Source organism: Flavobacterium sp. SLB02 (assembly GCF_009664855.1).
Lineage (GTDB): Bacteria > Bacteroidota > Bacteroidia > Flavobacteriales > Flavobacteriaceae > Flavobacterium.
Genome location: NZ_CP045928.1, coordinates 2,550,875 through 2,572,507 on the forward strand (window position 1 = coordinate 2,550,875; position 21,633 = coordinate 2,572,507).

Annotated in this window: 10 protein-coding genes; 3 read left to right on the forward strand and 7 right to left on the reverse strand. The window is 37.6% G+C overall.

Translation table 11 applies throughout. From position 1 onward, the window contains the following. Positions 1–21: 21 nt before the first annotated feature. Positions 22–2,877, forward strand: a complete 2,856-nt coding sequence (locus tag GIY83_RS09680; RefSeq protein WP_208686638.1) for a glycoside hydrolase family 2 TIM barrel-domain containing protein — start codon at positions 22–24, stop codon at positions 2,875–2,877. Positions 2,878–3,095: 218 nt separating this feature from the next. Here the strand turns inward: GIY83_RS09680 and GIY83_RS09685 are convergent, their stop codons facing one another. The 6 genes from GIY83_RS09685 to GIY83_RS09710 form a co-directional block, all read right to left on the reverse strand. Further along, the gene (locus GIY83_RS09685) at positions 3,096–5,534 is read right to left on the reverse strand and encodes a glycosyl hydrolase 115 family protein (RefSeq protein ID WP_208686640.1); all 2,439 of its coding nucleotides are present in this window, start codon (positions 5,532–5,534) and stop codon (positions 3,096–3,098) included. A gap of 348 nt (positions 5,535–5,882) precedes the next feature. Continuing rightward, positions 5,883–7,223 (reverse strand): hypothetical protein, encoded by a 1,341-nt coding sequence (locus GIY83_RS09690; RefSeq protein ID WP_208686642.1) that lies wholly within the window; start codon positions 7,221–7,223, stop codon positions 5,883–5,885. Between the two features lie 254 nt (positions 7,224–7,477). Further along, on the reverse strand, positions 7,478–8,812 hold the full coding sequence (locus tag GIY83_RS09695; RefSeq protein ID WP_208686644.1) for a glycoside hydrolase family 105 protein: 1,335 nt from the start codon (positions 8,810–8,812) through the stop codon (positions 7,478–7,480). Between the two features lie 123 nt (positions 8,813–8,935). Beyond that, positions 8,936–9,958, reverse strand: a complete 1,023-nt coding sequence (locus GIY83_RS09700; protein WP_208686646.1) for a family 43 glycosylhydrolase — start codon at positions 9,956–9,958, stop codon at positions 8,936–8,938. A 272-nt stretch (positions 9,959–10,230) separates the two neighbouring features. After that, positions 10,231–12,327 carry a RagB/SusD family nutrient uptake outer membrane protein gene (locus GIY83_RS09705; protein ID WP_208686648.1) on the reverse strand — a complete coding sequence of 699 codons (2,097 nt, stop codon included), beginning with the start codon at positions 12,325–12,327 and terminating at the stop codon, positions 10,231–10,233. A 47-nt stretch (positions 12,328–12,374) separates the two neighbouring features. Beyond that, complete coding sequence (locus GIY83_RS09710) at positions 12,375–15,527, reverse strand: TonB-dependent receptor (RefSeq protein WP_194614856.1); 3,153 nt, start codon at positions 15,525–15,527, stop codon at positions 12,375–12,377. A 421-nt stretch (positions 15,528–15,948) separates the two neighbouring features. On the opposite strand from GIY83_RS09710, the gene GIY83_RS09715 reads away from it, so the two are divergent. Continuing rightward, positions 15,949–18,915, forward strand: a complete 2,967-nt coding sequence (locus GIY83_RS09715; protein ID WP_208686650.1) for a sugar-binding domain-containing protein — start codon at positions 15,949–15,951, stop codon at positions 18,913–18,915. After that, a complete protein-coding gene (locus tag GIY83_RS09720; protein ID WP_208686652.1) occupies positions 18,899–20,704 on the forward strand; it encodes an alpha/beta hydrolase fold domain-containing protein in 1,806 nt (601 codons plus the stop codon). The genes GIY83_RS09715 and GIY83_RS09720 overlap by 17 nt, the downstream gene beginning before the upstream one ends. Before the next feature lie 86 nt (positions 20,705–20,790). Here GIY83_RS09720 and GIY83_RS09725 read toward each other — a convergent pair whose 3' ends face one another. Next, entirely contained in the window at positions 20,791–21,630 is an 840-nt protein-coding gene (locus GIY83_RS09725) for a DUF4249 domain-containing protein (RefSeq protein ID WP_194614859.1), read from the reverse strand. Between the last annotated feature and the right edge of the window lie 3 nt (positions 21,631–21,633).

The window sequence follows — 21,633 nt, forward strand, 5'->3', positions numbered from 1 at the left end:
ACCCAAGAATTCAAACCAATTATGATGCTCAAAAACACCATTCAAAAGTTTAGTATTATTGCTTTTACGCTTTTTATAGCCCAAAATAGTACGGCGCAGCAAACAGATAAAGTCTATCTCTCCGGAAAAGATTTTGAAAATCCTGTACAATGGGATTTTTATTGTACCGGCGGAAATAACAGTAAAGTCTGGTCTAAAATAAATGTTCCGTCGCAATGGGAATTAGAAGGTTTTGGCGAATATACCTACGGAAGATGGTACAAAGAACTGAACCAAAAAGAACCAAGCAAAGAAGAAGGTTTATATAAATATGAATTTGAAGTTCCTGCGAATTATAAAGAAAAAGACGTTGTAATTGCTTTTGGCGGCGCCATGACCGATACCGAAGTAAAAGTAAACGGAAAACTGGCCGGAGCAATTCATCAGGGAGGTTTTTATGAATTTAAATATGATATTTCATCGCTACTAAAATTTGGTGCTAAGAATATTCTGGAAGTACATGTCTGGAAACATTCTGCCAATAAATCTGTTAATGCTGCTGAAAGAAGAGCCGACTGGTGGTTATTTGGTGGTATTTATCGTCCGGTTTGGCTGGAAGTTTCGCCAAAATCCCATATCGAAAATATTGCCGTAAACCCAAAAATGAATGGTTCGATAACGGTGGATCTGAATTTGAAAAATATTCCTAAAAACACCATTCTGGAAGCTTCGCTAAAAGGTTTGAATGGAGAGAGTTTTCAAACTTTTACTTTTCCGGTAAAAGCAAAAAGCACCAAAGAAACCATTGCTGCAAAATGGAATAACATTAAACCGTGGGATCCTGAAAATCCTAACTTGTATAATCTGGAATTGGTTTTAAAACAAAACGGAACCGTTCTTCATCAATACAATAAACGCATTGGTTTTAGAACTTTAGAGTTTAAAAAACAGGATGGAATTTATGTAAACGGTACTAAAATTATCATGAAAGGAATCAATCGTCATTCTTTCTGGCCAGAAGGAGGAAGAAGCACGAGCAAACGTATCAGCGAATTGGACGGTAAATTACTGAAAGACATGAATATAAATGCAGTTCGCGGTCATTATCCGCCGGACGATCACTTTCTTGCGGTTTGCGATTCGTTAGGCCTTTTTGTTTTGAATGAATTGGCGGGCTGGCAAAACTCATATGATACAGAGACCGGTACAAAATTGGTTAAAGAGATGGTCACGCGCGACGTCAATCATCCGTCGGTAATTATTTGGGACAATGGTAACGAAGGCGGCTGGAACTATGATGTAGATAAAGTTTTTGCTGATAATGATCCGCAAAAAAGAATTGTGATTCATCCTTGGGCTGATTTCAATGGTTGGGACACACACCATTACCCGACTTATTTAACCGGAATGCACCGTTTTAATGCCGGAGAAAATGTATTTTTCCCTACAGAATTTATGCACGGAACTTACGATAATGGACACGGGGCGGCTCTTGAAGATTTCTGGAATCGTTATAAGGAAAGTCCGTTGTTTGCCGGAGGATTTATGTGGGCAATGCTCGACGAAGCCGTAAAACGCTCTGACTGGACGGGCGATGTGAAATTTGATTCGAAAGGTTCGCTTGCCGCTGATGGAATTTTGGGGCCGCATCGTGAAAGAGAAGGCAGTTATTATACCGTAAAAGAAGTTTGGGCGCCTATTCAGTTTCAGCCTAAACAAGTTACAGAGGCTTTTGACGGTTCTTTTTTGATTACCAACGATTATCTTTTCAGTAATTTGAATTCCTGCAAAATGGAATTTAAAGTTTTAAAATCAGATAACGACGTGCTGTATACTAATGGCGTTGCCAAAGAAATCAGCGGCGGTAAAATTGAAATTCCAAGCATTGATCCGGGAGAAACACGTAAGATTCAATTCGCTGTTCCTAGCAATTTTGCCGAAGGAGATATTTTATCTATAACTGCTTACGATCAATTCAATAAAGAAATTTATACCTGGACTTGGCCTATTCATAAAGCAAAATTTTATGCTGATAAGTTTTTAGCCGTTAAGGATACAAAAAACAAAGCATCCGGAACTAAAACAGGCAACGAAATTACTTTAAAAGGAAATGATGTAACGATTACTATAGATGCTGCAAGCGGAGAAATTGTAACGATTAAAAACAAAACAGCAACGATTCCGCTTACCAATGGTCCTCGCCCAATTGGCATGAAAGCCAAATTAAAAGACATTCAAATCTCTCAGGAAGGTGATAAAGCCGTTTGCAAAGTCAACTATTCAGGCGGATTATCCTCTATAAAATGGATCATGGAACCGGACGGAAGATTTAAAATGGAATTAGTAGCTTTAAAAAATGCTTCGGGCGGCGATGGTTTCGACGGTGCTTTTTTTGAAGATAAAATCAACTCTTTCGGAATCACTTTTAGTTTTCCTGAAAAAGAAGTTACAGGCATTAAATGGTTTGGTAGAGGCCCATATCATGTTTGGAAAAACAGAATTAAGGGAACAACTTACGGTATTTGGGAGAAAGAGTACAACAATACAATTACCGGCGAAAGTTTTGAGAATCTTATTTATCCTGAATTCAAAGGATATCACGCGAATTTATTGGGAGCTAATCTAAAAGCCGGAGCTTCATCGTTTAAAGTTTTTAGTGAGTCTGATAATTTATTCCTAAGATTATTTACACCGGATTTACCTAAAAATGCTTTCCCGGGAAGTTATCCTCAACCTGTATTTCCAGAAGGTGATATTTCGTTTATGTATGAAATTCCGGCCATGAGAGATTTTAAACCTTTAGAACAACAAGGGCCTCAAAGTCAGCCAACCAACATTCGTATTAAAAGCGGAGATGATGGGATTAAAATGAATCTATGGTTTGATTTTAGAAACTAGCTAGAAGGTTATTTAACCGCAAAGAACACTAAGGTTTTTTACTTTTAGGATTTTATACAAACGCAAAGTCCGCAAAGCTGTATGTTGATATAGCTTTGCGGACTTTTTTCTAAACAAAAAACAAGTAAAAAATCTTAGCGTACTTTGCGTAAACTTTTGCGAATCTTTGCGGTTAAATCTTGATACTATTTTAAATAACGTAACTCATAACTCATAACTCATTTAAAAGGTATCTCATAACTACTCCCTTCAGCTGTTTTATAAACCGCCAATTGATCCAAAACAATTCCCGTTTGATTCACTTCTATTGTAACGGTATGTTTTCCTTTCGAAAGATTCGAAACGGGAAGCTTTACAATGACGCTGTTTCGCAACACATTTTCTTTCCAGGTATTTTCCCTGTCTTTTGTATTGATTTTAAAAAACTGAAATGCATTTTTATCCATTTGTATTCCTATTTGATGATCGAAATTATTGGCGTGCGTGGGCAATAAACGGACTTCGATGGTATAATTATCTGGTTCATCAATGTCAAATTCGTACGAAACAAACGGTTTTTCATTTATAAAAACATGCTGATCAAACGGAAATAAAGTGATCGCATTATTGCTGTATCCTAAACCGTTAATGGTTTTCCATTGGTATTCTTTTGTATCTTCTTTAGCACTAAACTGATTGGCCTGAATATAAATTCTGTCTGTTTTAATCGAAGTTTTTTTTGAAAAAAGATTCTTTTTAACCGAATCAAAAACCGGCAGATTTCGGGGATGCATCGACATCATATGATTCCACTTGCCATCACTCAATCTGGTATTATAAAAATCCGTTAGTTCCTGGATTTTCTGATAGGCCTCTGAAGCTAACAATTCATATTTATGCTTTTGATTTTCATCTGAAGTTGTGGCCTCCAAGTTCCAATATAAAAATTTATGGTTCATGTAAGCCGCCCCTTTTACTGGATATACGACCAACTGAAACCAAGCATTTTTTCTTTCTATCGGAACAAAAGCTGCTAAACTATCTACTTTTCGAATCAAATTATCATAGACTTTTATTCTGTTCAGGGATTCTTCTGCCGAAAAATCAGAAAGTTTTACAGGCGTTGTCGGCTCAGTTTGGCTCCATCCCATATATTCCGGTTTTCTGAGTAATGCCAGGCGGTAATATTCCTCGAAAACAACACTCAAATCACTTGCAATTTCAGAAGTAAATTCCCTTGAAATCCAATCTTTCAAATACTGGTTAAGTCCGTCTGATTTGATGCTATTAATATTCCATGCCAAATCCAGAAAAAGTTCGGTACCATATTCTGCCGGTTTAATATCCCCCACATTTACAATCCACATTTTTTTGGCACCATTCTCATAAGCTTTCGTCATTTCGTACCAGATCAAACCGGGCTGTGTTGTACTCAGCCAAAGATAATCGTGAGGTCTGCCCCAATAACTAATATGATAATACACACCGCTTCCACCCGATCTTTTTTGCTCTTCGGTATTGCTCAAACGCCGAATATAGCCGTAATTATCATCAGGCCAGACCAAAGTTATGTCATCAGGAATTTTAAGTCCCTTATCGTATAATTCCAAAACTTCCTTGTACGGAACAAATGCCTGCGGAATGTCTGCCAAAGGCTTTTTGAAAGTAGTCGAAAGCATTTCACGCTGATTGACAATGATTTTTTCAACCATGACAATAGATTCTGCCAAATCTTTAGCGCCTTCCATTTTACTGTCATGAACGCCTCGCATGCCCAATGTCATAATGGTTTCGTTCTGAGCCAGTTTTAATTCGTCTAAACGATCCTGCCAGTATTTATCGACCTGTGTTTTATTGGTGAAATAATTATAATCACCATGAATTTTTGGTTTCCATTCGTCTACATTATTGCGAAGCATAGGTTCTGCATGCGAGGACCCTATAACGATATGGTATTTTTGTGCTGTCTCCTTATTTCCCCGAATAGTAAAAAAACCTTTTGTAGAAGGATGCATTGCAGGCCAAATTGTATTGGCTTTTAAGCGCAATAACAGTTGAAATATCTTTTCGTAGGTTCTAGGACCAATGTCTCCTGTTTCTTTTTCGAAAATTTTGGCTGCCCAGGGCTGTAATCCCCAGTCTTCATCGTTTAAAAAAATACCGCGATATTGTACAGAGGGCGATGCAATGATTCCCTTTCGGGGAAGTTGAAATGTTAGAGTTTCTTTTTTGATCAAATGAACATCTGCCCACCATTTCCAGGGAGAAACGCCCATTCGTTCTGTTATTTCAAAAATAGCATACAAGGTTCCTCTCACATCTGATCCCGCCACTAAAAGATTGTCTTTCTCTTTTTTGATGGAAAATTTTTCCCATTGATTTAAAAGTTCTTTCTGAGTTGTTTTCGATTTAAAAAGAAAGGAAGAAACCTGCCCGATATAAATACCTTTTTTAGAAATTGTGCTTGCTGTGCTAATTTCCGGTCGTTTTCCGGTTAGTTCTTTGACATCATCCGCCAGTTCATTTACGGCCCAAATAATCAGGGGATCGGTATTTTTATCGATATAAATGGTTGTTGTTGCATTGGAATCTACAATAGAGAATTCATCTAAGTCTTTTTTCTGGCTATAAGAACTTAAAGTCGCGATCGTGAAAATTAATGCTGCTATTTTCTTCATTTTGAATTATTTTAAAATGGCCCCCGGATGGAACGGATTTGGCGGATTTACGCTGTTTTTTTTTGTCGCAAAGGCGCTAAGGCACTAAGTTTTTTTCTTTACTGGGTTAATTAATCGCGCAAAGGCGCAAAGTTTTTTACTTAAAATTCTATTTGGCTAAAGCCAATCACTTTTAACTTATTTTACCTCCAGCTAAAGCTGGAGGCTATTAAAACTTTGCGCCTTTGCGCCTTTGCGAGATTATTATGGTTCACGAGAAGACGCACTGCAGTGCGCCTCTACGATTCCCTTTGTTCCTTTGTTCCTTTGTTCCTTTGTTCCTCTGAACCTTTGAACCTTTGAACCTTTCTAAAACCTTCTTAACCAATCTTTAGGCACATTTACAATACAAATATTCATGGTACGATTATCTTTAGAAAGCATCGCCGACTGAATCTGAATTTTTGTTCCGTCTCTGTTGAAAGTTGGGTGAATGTGGTCTGCTGCGGTTTCTTTGTGGCCTGTGGTAAGCATCATCATTTCGTTTGTTTTTCGATCAATTAAATACAAACTTCTTGAGAAATCATCGCCTACCGCCCATCTTCCGTCTGATGAACCGTGTACGTGCCATAAACCGCTGCCGCTTTTGGTTTGTCCGGCAATAATCATTTCTCTTGTTCTGAGATTTACAATGGCCAGACCAGTTGGTTTTTCTCGCGTTCCTGAATTTCCCCAATTGCTTTCCTGTCCGGGATTTTCAGGATTACGTACTTCATTGCTGTCTGTAACTTCTACCGGTTTTTCTTTATGGATATCAATTTTCCGATGTCCCATGATCGCCATTGCCACCTCATCTTTAGAAATTACAGCTTCATGCGTTACCCATTCATAATCGGATTCTGGATATAAAGGTCTTAACCCCGATGCGTCGGCCATGACCGTCCACGTTCTTTGAGGTGATTTTCCGCCCGTTTCCCAGCAAAAAACCAGTTCGCCGGGATTCCATACGTTCGACTGGATATGTCCTACCTGAAAAGGCACGGAAATCACATGTTTAAATTCGCCTGTTTTTAAATTCATACTGCTAATTCCGCCTGGTCCTGCACCCATATTTCTGGGACCAAAACTCTTTTCGATTTTAATATTGGGGTCCAGATATTTTGCGGCTTCTTCTTTTCCTATTCTAAAATAAACCTTTTCTTCATCTGCATCCAAAGCCATATCTCCCGAAGCACCCATTTCTGGACTTGCTGTACCGCAAACTCGTTCATAGGCTGCAACGGATTTCATTTTTCCGGTCTGACTGTCTTTAAAAACATCGGCCAGATTGACTTCCATAATTTGCATTTTATCTTGCAGTGCTTTACGCATAAAATACAATTTCATCGATTTTTGTGCCATGCACAACGTTCCGGTATAACCGCCTTCCGTAACCTGAACCATTATACCTGATTTTTCATTTACTGCCACGGCTTCTCCATTGGCTCTTTTGGTTCTGAAAATAAGCCATTCGCCATCAGATGTCCATTGCGGATGTGTTGGGTAGGTTTTAGAATCGCCCGCTGATGTTGTGGTTAAGAAAATTAATTCCTGACCTGTTACGGGATCTTTTATGATCTTTTTTTCAGAGGGGAATCGTTTTCCAATCTGGCTGAAAGCTGTTATTGTGCATAACAGGAAAAGTGTGTTTATTATTGGTTTTAATTTCATATACTGTTGATTTATTTGCCGCTAAGGCACTAAGTCGCTAAGTTTTTTTTTTATTTATTACTTTGTCTATTAATCTCGCAAAGGCGCGGAAGCGCAAAGTTTTTTTGATATACTTTGACGATTAATCGCGCAAAGGCGCAGAGGCGCAAAGAAATATTAAAGAGCTATATTATAAAAGCGTCTCTGCGCCTTTGCGAGATTAATTCTAACCAGCTTTCAAAAATTCATAATTCATAACTTATAATTCATAACTCCTAACTCCTAACCTTCAATTGTATCGAGCTGTCATTGATTTCGAACTGATTGTTTTTTAGTAATAAAATCATTTCCGCTCCAGCCAATAAAACAGGGCCGTAACCGTGAGCGGCATATAAATTTATGGGACGGTAATAATAGAAAGAGGGGTCAAAACCCATTCCGGTTCCTACACAGGTTCCTTCGACCTGGCCTTTTGCATTTACTTTTGAAGCTACTGCATTCCACGCTAGTAGAACTGCAGGCGTATAAGCCAGTTTGTCAACGTAACCGCGATTGATTGCTCTGGCAATTGAATAGGCATAAATGGCTGTCGCCGAAGTTTCTAAATACGTATCATTTCGATCGATTAACTGATGCCAAAAACCAGTACCATCCTGATATTGCAATAATCCGGCAATGTGCTTTTGCAGTTGGGATAAAACCTGAGGATATCCCGGATGATCTTTAGGCAATACTTCAAGTAATTCGACCATTGTCATTATTGCCCAGCCATTTGCTCTTGCCCAATGAAACTGTGGATGCACCTGCATCGCTTCCACCCAGCCGTGCATATAAAGTCCGTTTTGAGAGTTGAACATTCGCTGAGAAAACTGATTGACTTGCTTCACAGCATCATCAAAATATTTGACATCGCCGGTATAATTTCCCATTTGAGCCAAAGCGGGAACGCTCATAAACATATCGTCTAACCAAAGCGAATTGTCCTGCGGGCGGTTTCTTGCCAGGGTTCCGTCTTTTAAGCGATGTTCTTTTTCACTGATGTATTGAATGAAATTATTGATAACAGGATCATAAGCGGCATTTGGATCTTTCTTTTTTGCTTTTATAAAAGCTGCACATAAAGCACCCGCATCGTCTAAAGCTTTTGGCTGTAAAACGCTGTGAACCGGGGAATCTTTGATATTTTCTGTTTTATAATTGGTAGCAATGTCTACGATTAATTTTAAGCGTTTATTGGCGTATTCTGCATATTTTTTTTTTTCTGTAGCATCGGCTGCCAAAAGCATTCCGGCATAGGTAACGCCCCATTCGTAACTAGTCAATCTAAAAGCACCGGGAGAAAATGCAATTTTTCCTTTCGCTTTTTTAAAATCTTTTACTTCTGAATTATCGCTTACATAAATCGCTTTTGAAGCTGTATTTTCTTCGAGAAAAGTATAAACCCTGCTCAATACGCTTTCGATATTGTTTTTCTCCGGAATAACATATGGTGTTATATAATCGGGTTTCATTAAATGCAATGGTGCCGTTACATCGTTTGTCTGGGCAATTATATTGGTACAGATTCCGATTGCGAAAACGGTTATAATTTTGGTTAGGTTATAGTTCATATTTGTTTTTTTATTTAAGGTGAAAATTCAATTTTAAAACTTTTTTTTAATGATTTACTTCAATAGATAATTTCTATCATAAATATATAATTAATTGAAAATAAGATATTTAAATAATTTTAATTAATGTTTAAGATTAATATAAACTGACCGATCTCTATTACAGACGATTTCTCCATTTATGTATTCTAACTCCGCCACTTGTATAGAACTTCTCTTGGTTTCATAACTATCAATACCTTTGTTTTCCGGTGTTCTTCCGGGGTGCGCAAAATAAAAAATATAGGCTCTGTCGTTATTCACAATAACATCGGGATGCCCACCAATTACTTTATCATCTTCTCCTGTTCCGGGAATTTGAAGGATGTTTTTTTCCTGACGCTTCCAATTCAGGAAATCATCTGCAGAATATACATTGAGCCCTCGCCATGAATCCGAAATCATCCAGTTTTTTCCCTTCCACTGAAATACTTTTGGACCTTCGCCCCTGTCTTTTACAATTTTCTTTCCCCTATCCACCCAATTATAGAGGTCTTTACTATCTGCACAATAAATTGATTTCCCGTCGTTTTCGTTGTTATAAAACATTCTCCACGAACCGTTTGGCAATTTAAAAACAGAAGCATCAATACATCTGTCCGAAGCCAGTTTCAATTGAGATTCGAATTTCCAGTCGATTAAATTTTTACTGGTCAGATGAATTATGGTTCGCGGATGGTACCAATCGTTAAAAATCCCCGGCACTATCGTTAAATACATATGACACAGGTTTTTGTACTGAATTACATCTGGTGCCCAATGTGTTACATCTTTAATTTTATAATTGATGTTGCAGGTATCTCTGTATTTCCAATTTGCACCATCTGTAGATTCAGCAATACCAATTCGGGTTCCGTGTACCCAGGTAATTCCTTTGGCTGTGGCATCTTTTGCTCTTCGATTGGTGTAGAACATGAACCATTTCTTTTCTTTATTGTTCCAAATAATGGTGGGATCGGCGGCTCCGTCAAAAACAGGATCCCGATATAAAGGTTTGGCTGCAATATGAGATTTCTCTTTTTCTGCATCCTTTTGAGAGAAAACAGAAAGAGAAAAAAGCAGTATTACAAGGTTTAACAAGAGACATTTGAGGTTGATTCCTGACATTTTTTCTATTTAATTTTATACTTAAACGAGACTAATTGTATCTTTTTGACCCACTATTAATAATTAAATTATTAATTGAAGTGTTTTCTACTATATCTACTACAATTCAATTAATTACAATAAAAAAAATATTGAATGATAGACTTTAAAATTAAAACATTCAGACGATATTGGTATCCTGCGCTTTCCTGCTTAAAAGATTACAAAAAGATACATCCTAAAAAAACCGTCTCTTTTTTGAGACGGTTTCAAAAACAAAAATTTAAAAGATATTAGTATCCAGGATTCTGCCATTCTTTCTTTTGGGCATCTGATAAATTAGAACCATCATCATTCAGCAATCCATCAATAAATGATTGCGGAATAGGGCGAAGTTCGTGTTTATTGGCAGTAATATTAGGTGCTGCTTCTGCATTGAATGCTTTTGCACGTTTGATTAACATTCCTGTACGGGAAAGTGTTTCCCAACGCTGCCATTCTCCTAGTAATTCACGAGTATATTCGTTAAGAATAAAGTTCAGGGCACGTTCGTAGTCACTTGCAGCTCCTACTTTAGCAATAATAGCTTCATCTTCAGCTGGCAGGTTAGCAGGAAATGATGTTAATCTTAAATCTGATGCCGCAGTGGTAACCGCTATTGTTGGATTAGATAAATAATACGTGTTCATATCTAAATTTGAAGCCGCAAAGTTTGTCGCTGCAGTTCCTGTATTCAAAGCATTTGCTTTAAATGCCTGAGAACCGTCGTTATAGTAAGATCTGTTTTCACCGCTTTTCCATTGTGCTCTTGCTCTAATCACGTTGATATCCTGCATTGCATTACCATATTGCTGCAAACGGGCATAACATTCTGCGCGTACAAGATACGTTTCGGCAAGACGTGCCATAATTACATCACGGTGTGCATCTCCTCTCTCGGCAGTTCTTGAACCATCTTCTGTTTTATTGATTCCGGCAAAGAAATTACAAATAGGCTGATTTTTGAATGTAGGCGCTACGTAAGTCCCGTTTTGGTACAATACTGATGAGTTAGGAACATATTGTCCTTTAATAGCTGCCAAAGTTCCTGCTGTAGCAGTTTGTCTTTTTCCTGTTGTCCATTCCGGTAAACGGCCATTTGCATCTGTCCATGTCGGAGCCTGAACGCTTGCCCCAAATTTAGCACCGTTATATGTATTGTCATCTTTAGTATTTAATATCATTACAATACCAGGATCTCCAATTTTTACTCCTGCATTTGCAGTTACTACTGTATTGGCTCCATAAACAGTTCTAAACGTTTTCCACATACGCGCATCATTTACGTGATCGTAAACTGCATAAGCATATTCAGTTGGACGGCAACGTTGAAAGTCCATACTTCCAATCCAGACACCACGTTTTACCCATCCGCCTGAGAAACTTGAAAATTGCGGGGCAAAATAGCTATAAGTACGGTTTCCGAAACGACCAACTGTTGCAGCATCTCCGTTGTGTCCCGCCGCCATTAAAATTTCGCTTAATTGCTCATTCGGGCAGTCAATTCCTGTCCAGTTGGCATAAAGATCACTGTAATTATTCGTTAATGGTCCACGGGCAGAAATAGCATAACTACAAGCCTGAATTGCTTCATCAAGATCTTTTGCTTTGTAAGCTGAATTCCATTTGTCATTGCGTTCTGAGGCGCGGAATAATAATGCTTTTGCAAGGAAATGCGCAGCCGTGGCTTTTGTCCATGTAATTCCTTTTCCATAAGTAAAAACTTCACCTGCAAAAAGATTATAAGAATTACGTAAATCTGATATTACCTGCTCCCAACATTGTTCTTCGGTAGAACGTGTAAAATTACGAACAACACCAGTTGCCGGTACAGTTTGCAGTACAACGCCACCATATTGAGCGGTAAGACGATAATAGTTATAGCCACGTAAAAAATAAGCATGTGCCAGACAGCGATTACGAATAGCGATGTCATCAATTTTTTCTGCATTGGCAATAATGGTATTACAAGAAGCAATTCCGTAATACATTTCATCCCAAAGTGCTGCAGGATTTGTTGCGTTTCCGTTTGCTGCACCTGTAGATGCTGTAGCGCCAATTGGTCCAAAACGGTTGTCGTAAGTGTTCCACATTTCGTTGGTCAGATCGTTTGCATTGGTAAACTCATCCGTTCCGTACAATGTATTAGCATAAGACCATTCAAACCCAAAATGCCATCTTATATTTCCATAAAGTGATACTGTCAGGGCCTGAAGACCTTCTGATGTTTCGAAATAATCAGTCGAATACTGGCTATTTTGTTCTTCGTCAAGAAAGTCTTTCGAACAAGAGGAAATTGATAATCCTACCATTATCAAAAGTCCTATTCCTATATTTTTTATATTATTCATTTTTTTACTTTTTTTGTTATACTTAGTTCCGTTACAACACATTATTTTTAAAATCCAACTTCAAGACCCATAACGAAACTTCGATTAGAATAGGTTGAGTTTGTATCTAAGTCATAAAAGTCTAATGATTGGTAAATATTACCCGGATTTACTGCCTGCACATAAAGTTTAAAGTTTGATAAACCAATATTTTTTGTAAAATCTCTGGAGAAATTATATCCTAATGAAATATTACGAATTTTTACAAAAGATGCTTTTGGAAAACCAAGAAGTCCGGAAAATTTATCTGCTGATCCTGATGATGCCTGACCCAAAATAGGTTTTTGATATTGAGCATCTGTGTTGTCCGGTCTCCAATAATCAATTTCTCTTTGATTACTATGTGCTGTTAGAGCTTCTTCGACTTTCTCGGTTAAATAACCCGCACGTCCGTAAATATTGATTCCCAACTCAATTCCTTTGTAGGTAAAGTTATTGTTCCATCCCATTGTCCAGGTTGGATTACTGTTGCCCAGTACTACACGGTCTGCAGCATCCATTTTGTAGTCGCCATTTTGATCTTTCGGACGTACATTTCCAGGAGTAAAGTTGTAACTCGTACCCCATTTAGCCATTTCAGCAAGATCTTCCGGCGTATTTTGCCATAGACCTAAATTATCATAACCATAACGAACAGCAATTTGCTCGCCTATAAACCATGTATTATCCGGCATATCATTTTTACCATAGGCTAATTCCTCAATTTCATCTTTCTGCCAAGCCGCATTTAAATTTGTTTCCCAGGTAAATCCGCCACTTGTCTGAATCGGAATTAAATTAAGCGTTACCTCTACACCACGATTACTTGTTTTACCCACATTTGCAAAAGTCGAAGGAAAACCTGTTAGCGTGGGGATTTTTACCGCCATTAATAAATCATTTGTATAGGATTGATAAACATCGATAGCCCCACTTACTCTATTTTTAAAGAAACTAAAATCGATACCTAGATTATATTGTGTGGTTTTTTCCCATCCAAGTGCTTTATTAGCCAATGACAATTGAGTATCTGTATAATAAGGCTCATTTGTAGTATAACCAATCTGGTTGCTCATACCATTGAAAGGAAGGTATATAGAAGATACAAGTCCTTTTGTTTTATAAGGATCTACAGATGAGTTACCCGTTGTACCAAATCCTAAACGAAGTTTAAGATTTTCAATCCAGTTTACACCTTTTAGGAATTCTTCATTGTTAATTCTCCATGCTAAAGCAGCTGAAGGAAAGAAATCCCACTTATACCCTTCTGCCAATTGCGAAGCACCATCCCAACGACCTGACATTGTCAATAAATAACGATTGTCGTAACCATAGTTCGCACGGATCATATAAGAACTTAACTGACGTTCTGTAAGACCTGAACTCATACGGCCATTATTAGCCGGATTGGTAAGATCGACTGTTCCCATTGCATTCCATAAAAAAGATTTGTTTGGGATATTATTGGCATTCATAGAAGAATTTTCAACATTCCATGATGAAGCTGTCTGAAGCAGGGTCGCTCCTATTTTATGCTTAGCCGCAAAAGTACGGTCATAAGTAATCATATTGTCTAAAGTCCACGAAAGATCTCTACGGTTTTGCAGACGCGCATAATTTACGCCCGCACTTCCATCAGCATTGATTTTAAGTGATGAAGTTCCATCAACATAAACACCTTCTCTCCAATGGCGGAAATCTGGTCCAAAATTTATTTTATAACTAAGCCCTTCCAAAGGCGAGGCCAATTTACCTAAGTCAATTGTTGCAGAAAAATTACCTAAAAGACGCAATGTCTGTGATCTTTGCGTGCTTTTATCCCATTCGTCCATCACTGTATATACAGCTGACTCACCTCCCGGGTTAATAATCAATTTACCATTTGCATCATAAGGAACTGCAATGTTATAAATACTTTTAGCTGCTCCTAAAATTGCATTAGGCGCTGTTCCGCTTCTTGCTTGTAGGGTCGACATACCAAAATCCTGCTCACTCCATGAAGCATTTAACGAAGCATTGAATTTAAACCATTCTACCGGATTAATATTGGTACTCAATTTGGCAGTATAACGTTTGTACCATTGTCCTTTTTGAGTTCCTTCCTGATCCAGGTATCCAAGTGATCCGTAAGCATTTACTTTTTCAGATCCACCACTGGCGCTTAAAACGTGTTCTTTACTGATTCCTGCTTGTGTAACAAGATCAACCCAGTCTGTATTGGTTACTTTAGAAGCATCCCAGGTACCGCTTTGCCATCCCTTTAAAACATTATCTCTTGATGTCTGACCGTCTAATGCACTGTCAAAAATTAATTTATCATTTGCATAAGTCGGAGAGTCCGGATGCGCATAAGTTGTAGAATTAAGATTATATGCCGCCCAGCGTCTGAACTGAATAAAATCAGCTGCATTCATTGAAGGAGCACGATCTACAACTTGAGAAGCCGTTAATGTTCCTGCATAGTTTAAACTAAAAACTCCTGATTTTCCTTGTTTAGTCGTCACAATGATAACTCCGTTTGCACCTCTTGAACCATAAATAGCAGTCGCAGATGCATCTTTAAGTACATCGATAGACGCAATATCTCTTGGATTCAGCGTTTCAATTGATGAATCAGACAACAAAGGAACTCCATCTACAACATAAAGAGGATTATTACTTGCTGTTAACGAACGCGTACCACGAATACGTACTGTACCGATAGATCCCGGACGCTCGTTGCTGGTAATATCAACTCCGGCAGCTTTTCCCTGCAATGCCTCAAGTGCATTAGCAACAGGCCTGTTCATTAATTGTTCTGCACTTACACTTGCAACTGCTCCTGTTACATCAGATTTCTTCTGCGTACCGTAACCTACTACAACCACTTCATTAAGTTGTGCTATATCATCTGCAAGTTTTACATTGATTTCTGAATTTGTACCAACTGTTATTTCCTGAGTTTTAGAACCTGTTGAAGAAAAAACCAACACCTGGCCCTGAGTTGCATTTACAGAAAACTTGCCATCAAAATCAGTGGTAGTTCCTGTCTTGGTTCCTTTAACAAGCACATTTGCACCCGGTATTGGTAAACCAGATACATCCGTGATCGTTCCTTTAACCACTTTGTTTTGCGAATAAGCTGTAGTATGCAATAAGGCAAACAGAGCAAAAATCAGCAAAAAATTAAGCTTGTTTTTCATAAAAGTTAAAATTTGGTTAATTATTTAGTTAATCCAAATTTATCGAGAACCTCCATGCTCTGTATCCTGTAGTATCCTGTTAGCTTTCAATATCTTATATTATTTTTTGTATTTATCTTAACAGAAAAAATCCACAACAGCTTGATTTACAACCAGTATTTAAACAGGATCACGCTGAAATATCATATCAAAAAAAATAATTATTTATTTTTTTACTATTCCTATTTATTTCTATAAAAAATTATGGATTGAAAAACAAAGACTACAATTTACTGCGTATTTAATTCTCTAAACAGGATGCTACAGGATGGCAATTTGACTCTATGCTTCTACTTTTACTTTAGTAATTTTTCAGATTTTGAAAAGTTTGAATTGAATTAGTGTTCTAACTGGTTCAAAATATTATAAATAAACAATCGCAATGAAGAAGGCTTTTATATATTTTACTATACTCCTGTTTAATTCTGTTCTATTCTCTCAGGAATTTAAGAGGGAAAAATTCAATTTTAATGCGGGTTGGAAACTAAAAACCGGAGATTTTAAAGATGCCGCGGCTGTAAATTTTAATGATAATTCATGGAAAAAAGTAACGCTGCCACACGCTTACAATCAGGAAGAAGCTTTTGAAAAAGATATCGAACATCTCACCACAGGAATTGTCTGGTACCGCAAAAAGTTCAAATTACCTAAAGGAATTAAGGACAATAAAATTTTTATTGAATTTGAAGGCATCCGTCAAGCGGGAGAAATTTATGTAAACGGACAAAAAGTGGGACTTCATGAAAATGGAGTGATGGCTTTTGGGTTTGATATTTCTGATTTGATGAAACCTTATCCGTCAGAAAATACTATTGCGCTTCGAATTGATAATGACTGGAAATACAAAGAGAAAGCTACCGGAGCAGCTTACCAATGGAACAATATTAATTTTAATGCTAATTATGGCGGGATTCCAAAAAACGTCTTTTTGCATATTACGAGTAAATTATACCAGACGCTTCCCCTCTATTCTTTTCTAAAAACTACGGGCGTTTATATTTATCCTTCTAAAATTGATATTGCCGCTTCAAGCGCTGTAATAAATGCCGAAACCCAAATTCGCAATGAATTCAATACGGCCAAAACAGTGGAATACGAATTGGTAATTGAAGATATCGATGGTAAACAAATCGCTTATTACTCTGGTGAAAAAACTACTATTTTGCCTAATGAAACTAAAATTATTAAAGCCAATAAACTAGTTGAAAATTTGCATTTCTGGAGTTGGGGATACGGTTATTTGTATACGGTAAAAACCATTTTGAAAGTGGATGGAAAAATTACTGATGAAGTTTCGACTAAAACGGGGTTCAGAAAAACCGATTTTAGGGAAGGTCAATTTTGGTTGAATGATAGAGTACTTCAGGTAAAAGGATATGCACAGAGAACAAGTAACGAATGGCCTGCAATTGGTATGTCGATTCCGCCGTGGTTGAGCGATTTTAGCAATAAACTCATTGTTGAAGGCAACGGAAACCTGATTCGATGGATGCACGTAACGCCCTGGAAACAGGATATTGAATCCTGCGACAGAGTTGGATTACTACAGGCAATGCCTGCAGGTGACGCCGAAAAAGATGCGCAGGGCGATACCTGGAAACAACGGGTAAACCTGATGCGCGATGCTATTATTTATAACCGAAACAATCCGAGTATTATTTTTTATGAAAGCGGCAATGAATCGATAAGTGAAGCGCATATGCATGAAATGAAAAGCCTCAGGGATACCTATGATCCTTTTGGAGGACGTGCGATTGGTTCCCGTGAAATGCTGGACAGTCAGGAAGCGGAATATGGCGGAGAAATGCTTTATATTAATAAAAGCGCCAGAAAACCTTTGTGGGCAACGGAATATTCAAGAGATGAAGGTTTACGCAAATATTGGGATGAATTCTCTCCTCCGTTTCATAAAGAAGGCGACGGTCCTTTGTATCGCGGCAATCCTGCTCAGGATTACAATCACAATCAGGATCGTCATGCTATCGAAAATATTATACGCTGGTGTGATTATTACAGGGAAAGACCCGGAACCGGAAAAAGAGTGAATTCCGGTGGCGTGAATATCATATTTTCAGATTCGAATACGCACCATCGTGGTGAACAAAATTACAGAACAAGCGGCGAAGTCGATGCCATGCGTATTCCAAAAGATGGTTATTGGGCACATCAGGTCATGTGGGATGGCTGGGTAGATATCGAAAAACGCCGCACTCATATTATGGGACACTGGAATTATACCGATAAAGTTGTCAAAAACATTTACATAGTTTCGACAGCTTCTAAAGTAGAATTATTTGTGAATGGTGTTTCGCAGGGTTTTGGAAAACAAAGCAGTGAATTCTTGTTTACTTTCGAAAATATAGTCTGGCAATCAGGAACAATTAAAGCCATTGGTTATGATGAAAAAGGAATTATTTTAAGTGAAGATTCTAAAATAACGGCTGACGAACCAGCATCAATTCAATTAAAATTACATACTCAACCTCAGGGAATACTGGCTGATGGTGCCGATGTGGCTCTGATTGATGTTGAAGTAGTGGACAAAAATGGTAACCGTTGCCCGATCAGTAATGATTTGATCAGTTTTCATGTTGATGGTCCTGCTAACTGGCTTGGAGGAATTGCACAAGGGCCTAACAATTATATTCTTTCAAAGGAAATACCGGTCGAAAATGGCGTCAACAGAGTCATGATTCAATCTTTGGCGAAAGCCGGAAAAATAAAGATTACCGCTTATGCGAAAGGACTAAAAGAAGCCGAACTTACTTTCGAAACAAAGCCTATAACGGTTACAAACGCAATTTCGAAAGAACTGCCAGGAATAAATCTTCCTTCGAATCTGGAGCGCGGACCAACGCCAAAAACACCTTCTTATACGCAAAAAAGAATTGCCTTAAATATCCTGAACGCTGTTTCGCCATCGAATAATAATGAGACTTATAAAAGTTATGATGACAATGAATTGACCGAATGGCGAAATGACGGAAACAGCAATACAGGATCGATAACCTACACGCTTTCTAAACCAAGTGTGGTAAACGAATGCGTGGTTAAAATGACGGGCTGGAGAACCAAAATATATCCTATTTGTATTTTGGCCGATGGTAAAGAGGTTTTTAAAGGCAATACAACTCAAAGTTTGGGTTATATTACTATTGCACTGAAGCCTGTTCTTGCTGAAAAGATCACTATTGAATTGATTGGCGCAAGCAAAGAAAAAGATATTTTTTCTAAAATTGTCGAAGTAGATACCACAAAAGAACTAGATTTATATAAAGATAAAACATCAGTAGATGCAACCGGACAATTACGTATTGTTGAAATAGAATTTTATGAGAAAATTAAATAATTTGAGAACGCTAAAAGCCTTATACCTTTTTATATCCTTTTGGATGAGTATTGCATCATTTGCACAAAAAAAAGATATTCCGTTATGGGATAAAATTCCTGATGAGATTCAGGCAACCGGATATGCTGAAGTAACAGACAGAAAAGGCGACATTTCAGAAGGTGTCCGAATGGTTACTTTGCCTACCCTTACCGCCTATTTTGCTGCACCTGAAAAATCAAACGGAACTTCTGTTATTATTTGTCCCGGCGGTGGCTATGGTATGCTGGCCATTAATAAAGAAGGTTATAAAGTAGCAGAATGGTTCAATAGTTTAGGGATTAATGCTTTTGTTTTAAAATACAGATTACCAAGTGATATGATCATGAAAAATAAAACCGTTGGGCCTTTGCAGGATGCTCAGGAAGCGGTAAGACTGGTACGCCGAAATGCTGTGAAATGGAAACTGAACCCCAACAAAATCGGGATTATGGGTTTCTCCGCCGGAGGGCATCTGGCAGCGACATTGAGCACGCATTATAATGATAAAGTCTACACGCCAACTGATACTACCAGTGCAAAACCTAATTTTTCTATTTTAATTTATCCTGTTATTTCCATGCAAAACGGAATCACGCACGGAGGTTCAAGGGATAATTTACTTGGCAAAAATACCAGCAGCGAAGCCATCGAAAAATATTCGAATGAAAAACAAATAAATACTGCAACGCCCAAAGCTTTTTTGGTTCATGCCACTGATGATAAGGACGTTCCTGTAGAAAACAGCATTAATTATTATTTGGCTTTAAAGAAAGAAAAGGTTTCGGCAGAAATGCATTTGTATGAAAACGGCGGTCACGGTTTTGGTTTAGGCGTAAAAGGAACGAATGCAACCTGGCCAAAAGCTTGTGAAAAATGGCTTAACGCCAATAATTATACGCTAAAAGCCGATGGGTATGTCTTTACTTATTTTAAAGGAAATGGCGAAGACGGCCTGCATCTGGCCTACAGCGAAGATGGTTATCAATGGAATGCTTTAAAAAATGATACTTCGTTTTTAACGCCTGAGGTTGGCAAAGATAAATTGATGAGAGATCCCTGCGTTATAAAAGGCGGTGACGGATTGTATCATATGGTCTGGACGGTAAGCTGGACAGATAAAGGAATTGGTTACGCTTCATCAAAAGATTTAATTCATTGGTCGAAACAGGAATTTATTCCTGTAATGGCACACGAGGAAAAAACAAGAAATACCTGGGCTCCCGAAATTACTTTCGATGAAAAAAATAAAACCTATATGATTTATTGGGCTTCGACAATTGACGGAAAGTTTCCGGAAACGAAATCCGATGAAGAAAAAGGATACAATCACAGAATTTATTACACGACTACCAAGGATTTTAAAAAGTTTGAAAAAACAAAATTATTGTACGAACCGGGTTTTAATGTTATCGATGCCTCGATCGTAAAACAGGATCAGGGATATGTGATGTATCTTAAAGATGAAACGCGCAATCCGGTGCAGAAAAATTTAAAAACTGCTTTCAGTAAAAATCTGACAGGTCCTTACAGCAAAGCCAGCGAACCTATTACAGGAAATTATTGGTCAGAAGGACCAACTGCAATTCAAATAGACAATCAATGGGTGGTGTATTTTGACAAATATACGCTGAAGAAATATGGTGCTGTAAAACAAACTTCAAAAGGCTGGCAGGATATTTCGGATCAGGTTAGTTTTCCTTCGGGAACTCGCCACGGCACGGTGATAAAAGTTTCAGCTGAAGAGATTATGAATTTGAAGAAAGAATAAAGTTCTCTTTTATATAAAAAAAATATACATCTGACATAATTATTTATATGCCAGATGTATTTACAAATCAACCTCCAATTAAATTCTTATTTTACTGTATACGACATACGGTTTGCTTCACAAAGCCTGAAGTAACCTAAAGCAAAATTGTTAGCATCAGTAGTATTAATTATATTTCCTCTGATATTGCCCGGTACTGCAGCAAAAGGGTTCGAATTTGTAACCTCTAAAATCAAATTCATGTAATTATAAAAGTTTTTAGAAATACCACGATGTGTGATATCAAGAACTTTTCCCGGCTTTAGATCTTCATCTGTAAATTTTTCATTGATTTCATTTCCATTCAAAAATTCATCACTTGTCGATGTGTATTCCGGATAAGGCAAAATATCCGTTTTATAATCTGTCAGATAATAATTGACCTGATCAGCAGGGTCTTTATAATAAAATGTTACCACAATAAGATCTTCTCCTGTTACATCGGCCATAAATTCCTGGTCTATTCTTTCAACTTTCGGCACAGAAACTAATTTTTCGGTAGCGGTTAGAGTTTGTCCATCAACTTGTACAAATAATTTATACTCCATATCAATTGCAGGAACAAAATTAGTACACTTATATAAACCCGGTTCAGCTTCATTAAATGTAAAAATATCTCCATTACTATTTTCAACTCTTACCTGTGCTCCTGAAACCTTTGGTGTTGTTGGACTGTAATACGAAGCCATTCTGGTTATTTTTATCGACTGTTCGTTTCCGCTTGTTCCTTTTTCCCAAATGATCTCGGCATCAATCACGATTTTAGGATCTCCAGTTTCCAGATCAAGTTCAACTACCTTGTCGCAGGATGAAAGAAGTAAAACAAAAAGAAGACTAAATAAAGTAAAAGCTTTACTTTTTAAATTGTATTTTTTTAATCGTAACATACT

Bases quoted from the DNA above. Each gene is read 5' to 3' on its own strand.
- GIY83_RS09680 (WP_208686638.1), top strand. From the start codon at position 22: ATGATGCTCAAAAACACCATTCAAAAGTTTAGTATTATTGCTTTTACG.
- GIY83_RS09685 (WP_208686640.1), bottom strand. From the start codon at position 5,534: ATGAAGAAAATAGCAGCATTAATTTTCACGATCGCGACTTTAAGTTCT.
- GIY83_RS09690 (WP_208686642.1), bottom strand. From the start codon at position 7,223: ATGAAATTAAAACCAATAATAAACACACTTTTCCTGTTATGCACAATA.
- GIY83_RS09695 (WP_208686644.1), bottom strand. From the start codon at position 8,812: ATGAACTATAACCTAACCAAAATTATAACCGTTTTCGCAATCGGAATC.
- GIY83_RS09700 (WP_208686646.1), bottom strand. From the start codon at position 9,958: ATGTCAGGAATCAACCTCAAATGTCTCTTGTTAAACCTTGTAATACTG.
- GIY83_RS09705 (WP_208686648.1), bottom strand. From the start codon at position 12,327: ATGAATAATATAAAAAATATAGGAATAGGACTTTTGATAATGGTAGGA.
- GIY83_RS09710 (WP_194614856.1), bottom strand. From the start codon at position 15,527: ATGAAAAACAAGCTTAATTTTTTGCTGATTTTTGCTCTGTTTGCCTTA.
- GIY83_RS09715 (WP_208686650.1), top strand. From the start codon at position 15,949: ATGAAGAAGGCTTTTATATATTTTACTATACTCCTGTTTAATTCTGTT.
- GIY83_RS09720 (WP_208686652.1), top strand. From the start codon at position 18,899: ATGAGAAAATTAAATAATTTGAGAACGCTAAAAGCCTTATACCTTTTT.
- GIY83_RS09725 (WP_194614859.1), bottom strand. From the start codon at position 21,630: ATGTTACGATTAAAAAAATACAATTTAAAAAGTAAAGCTTTTACTTTA.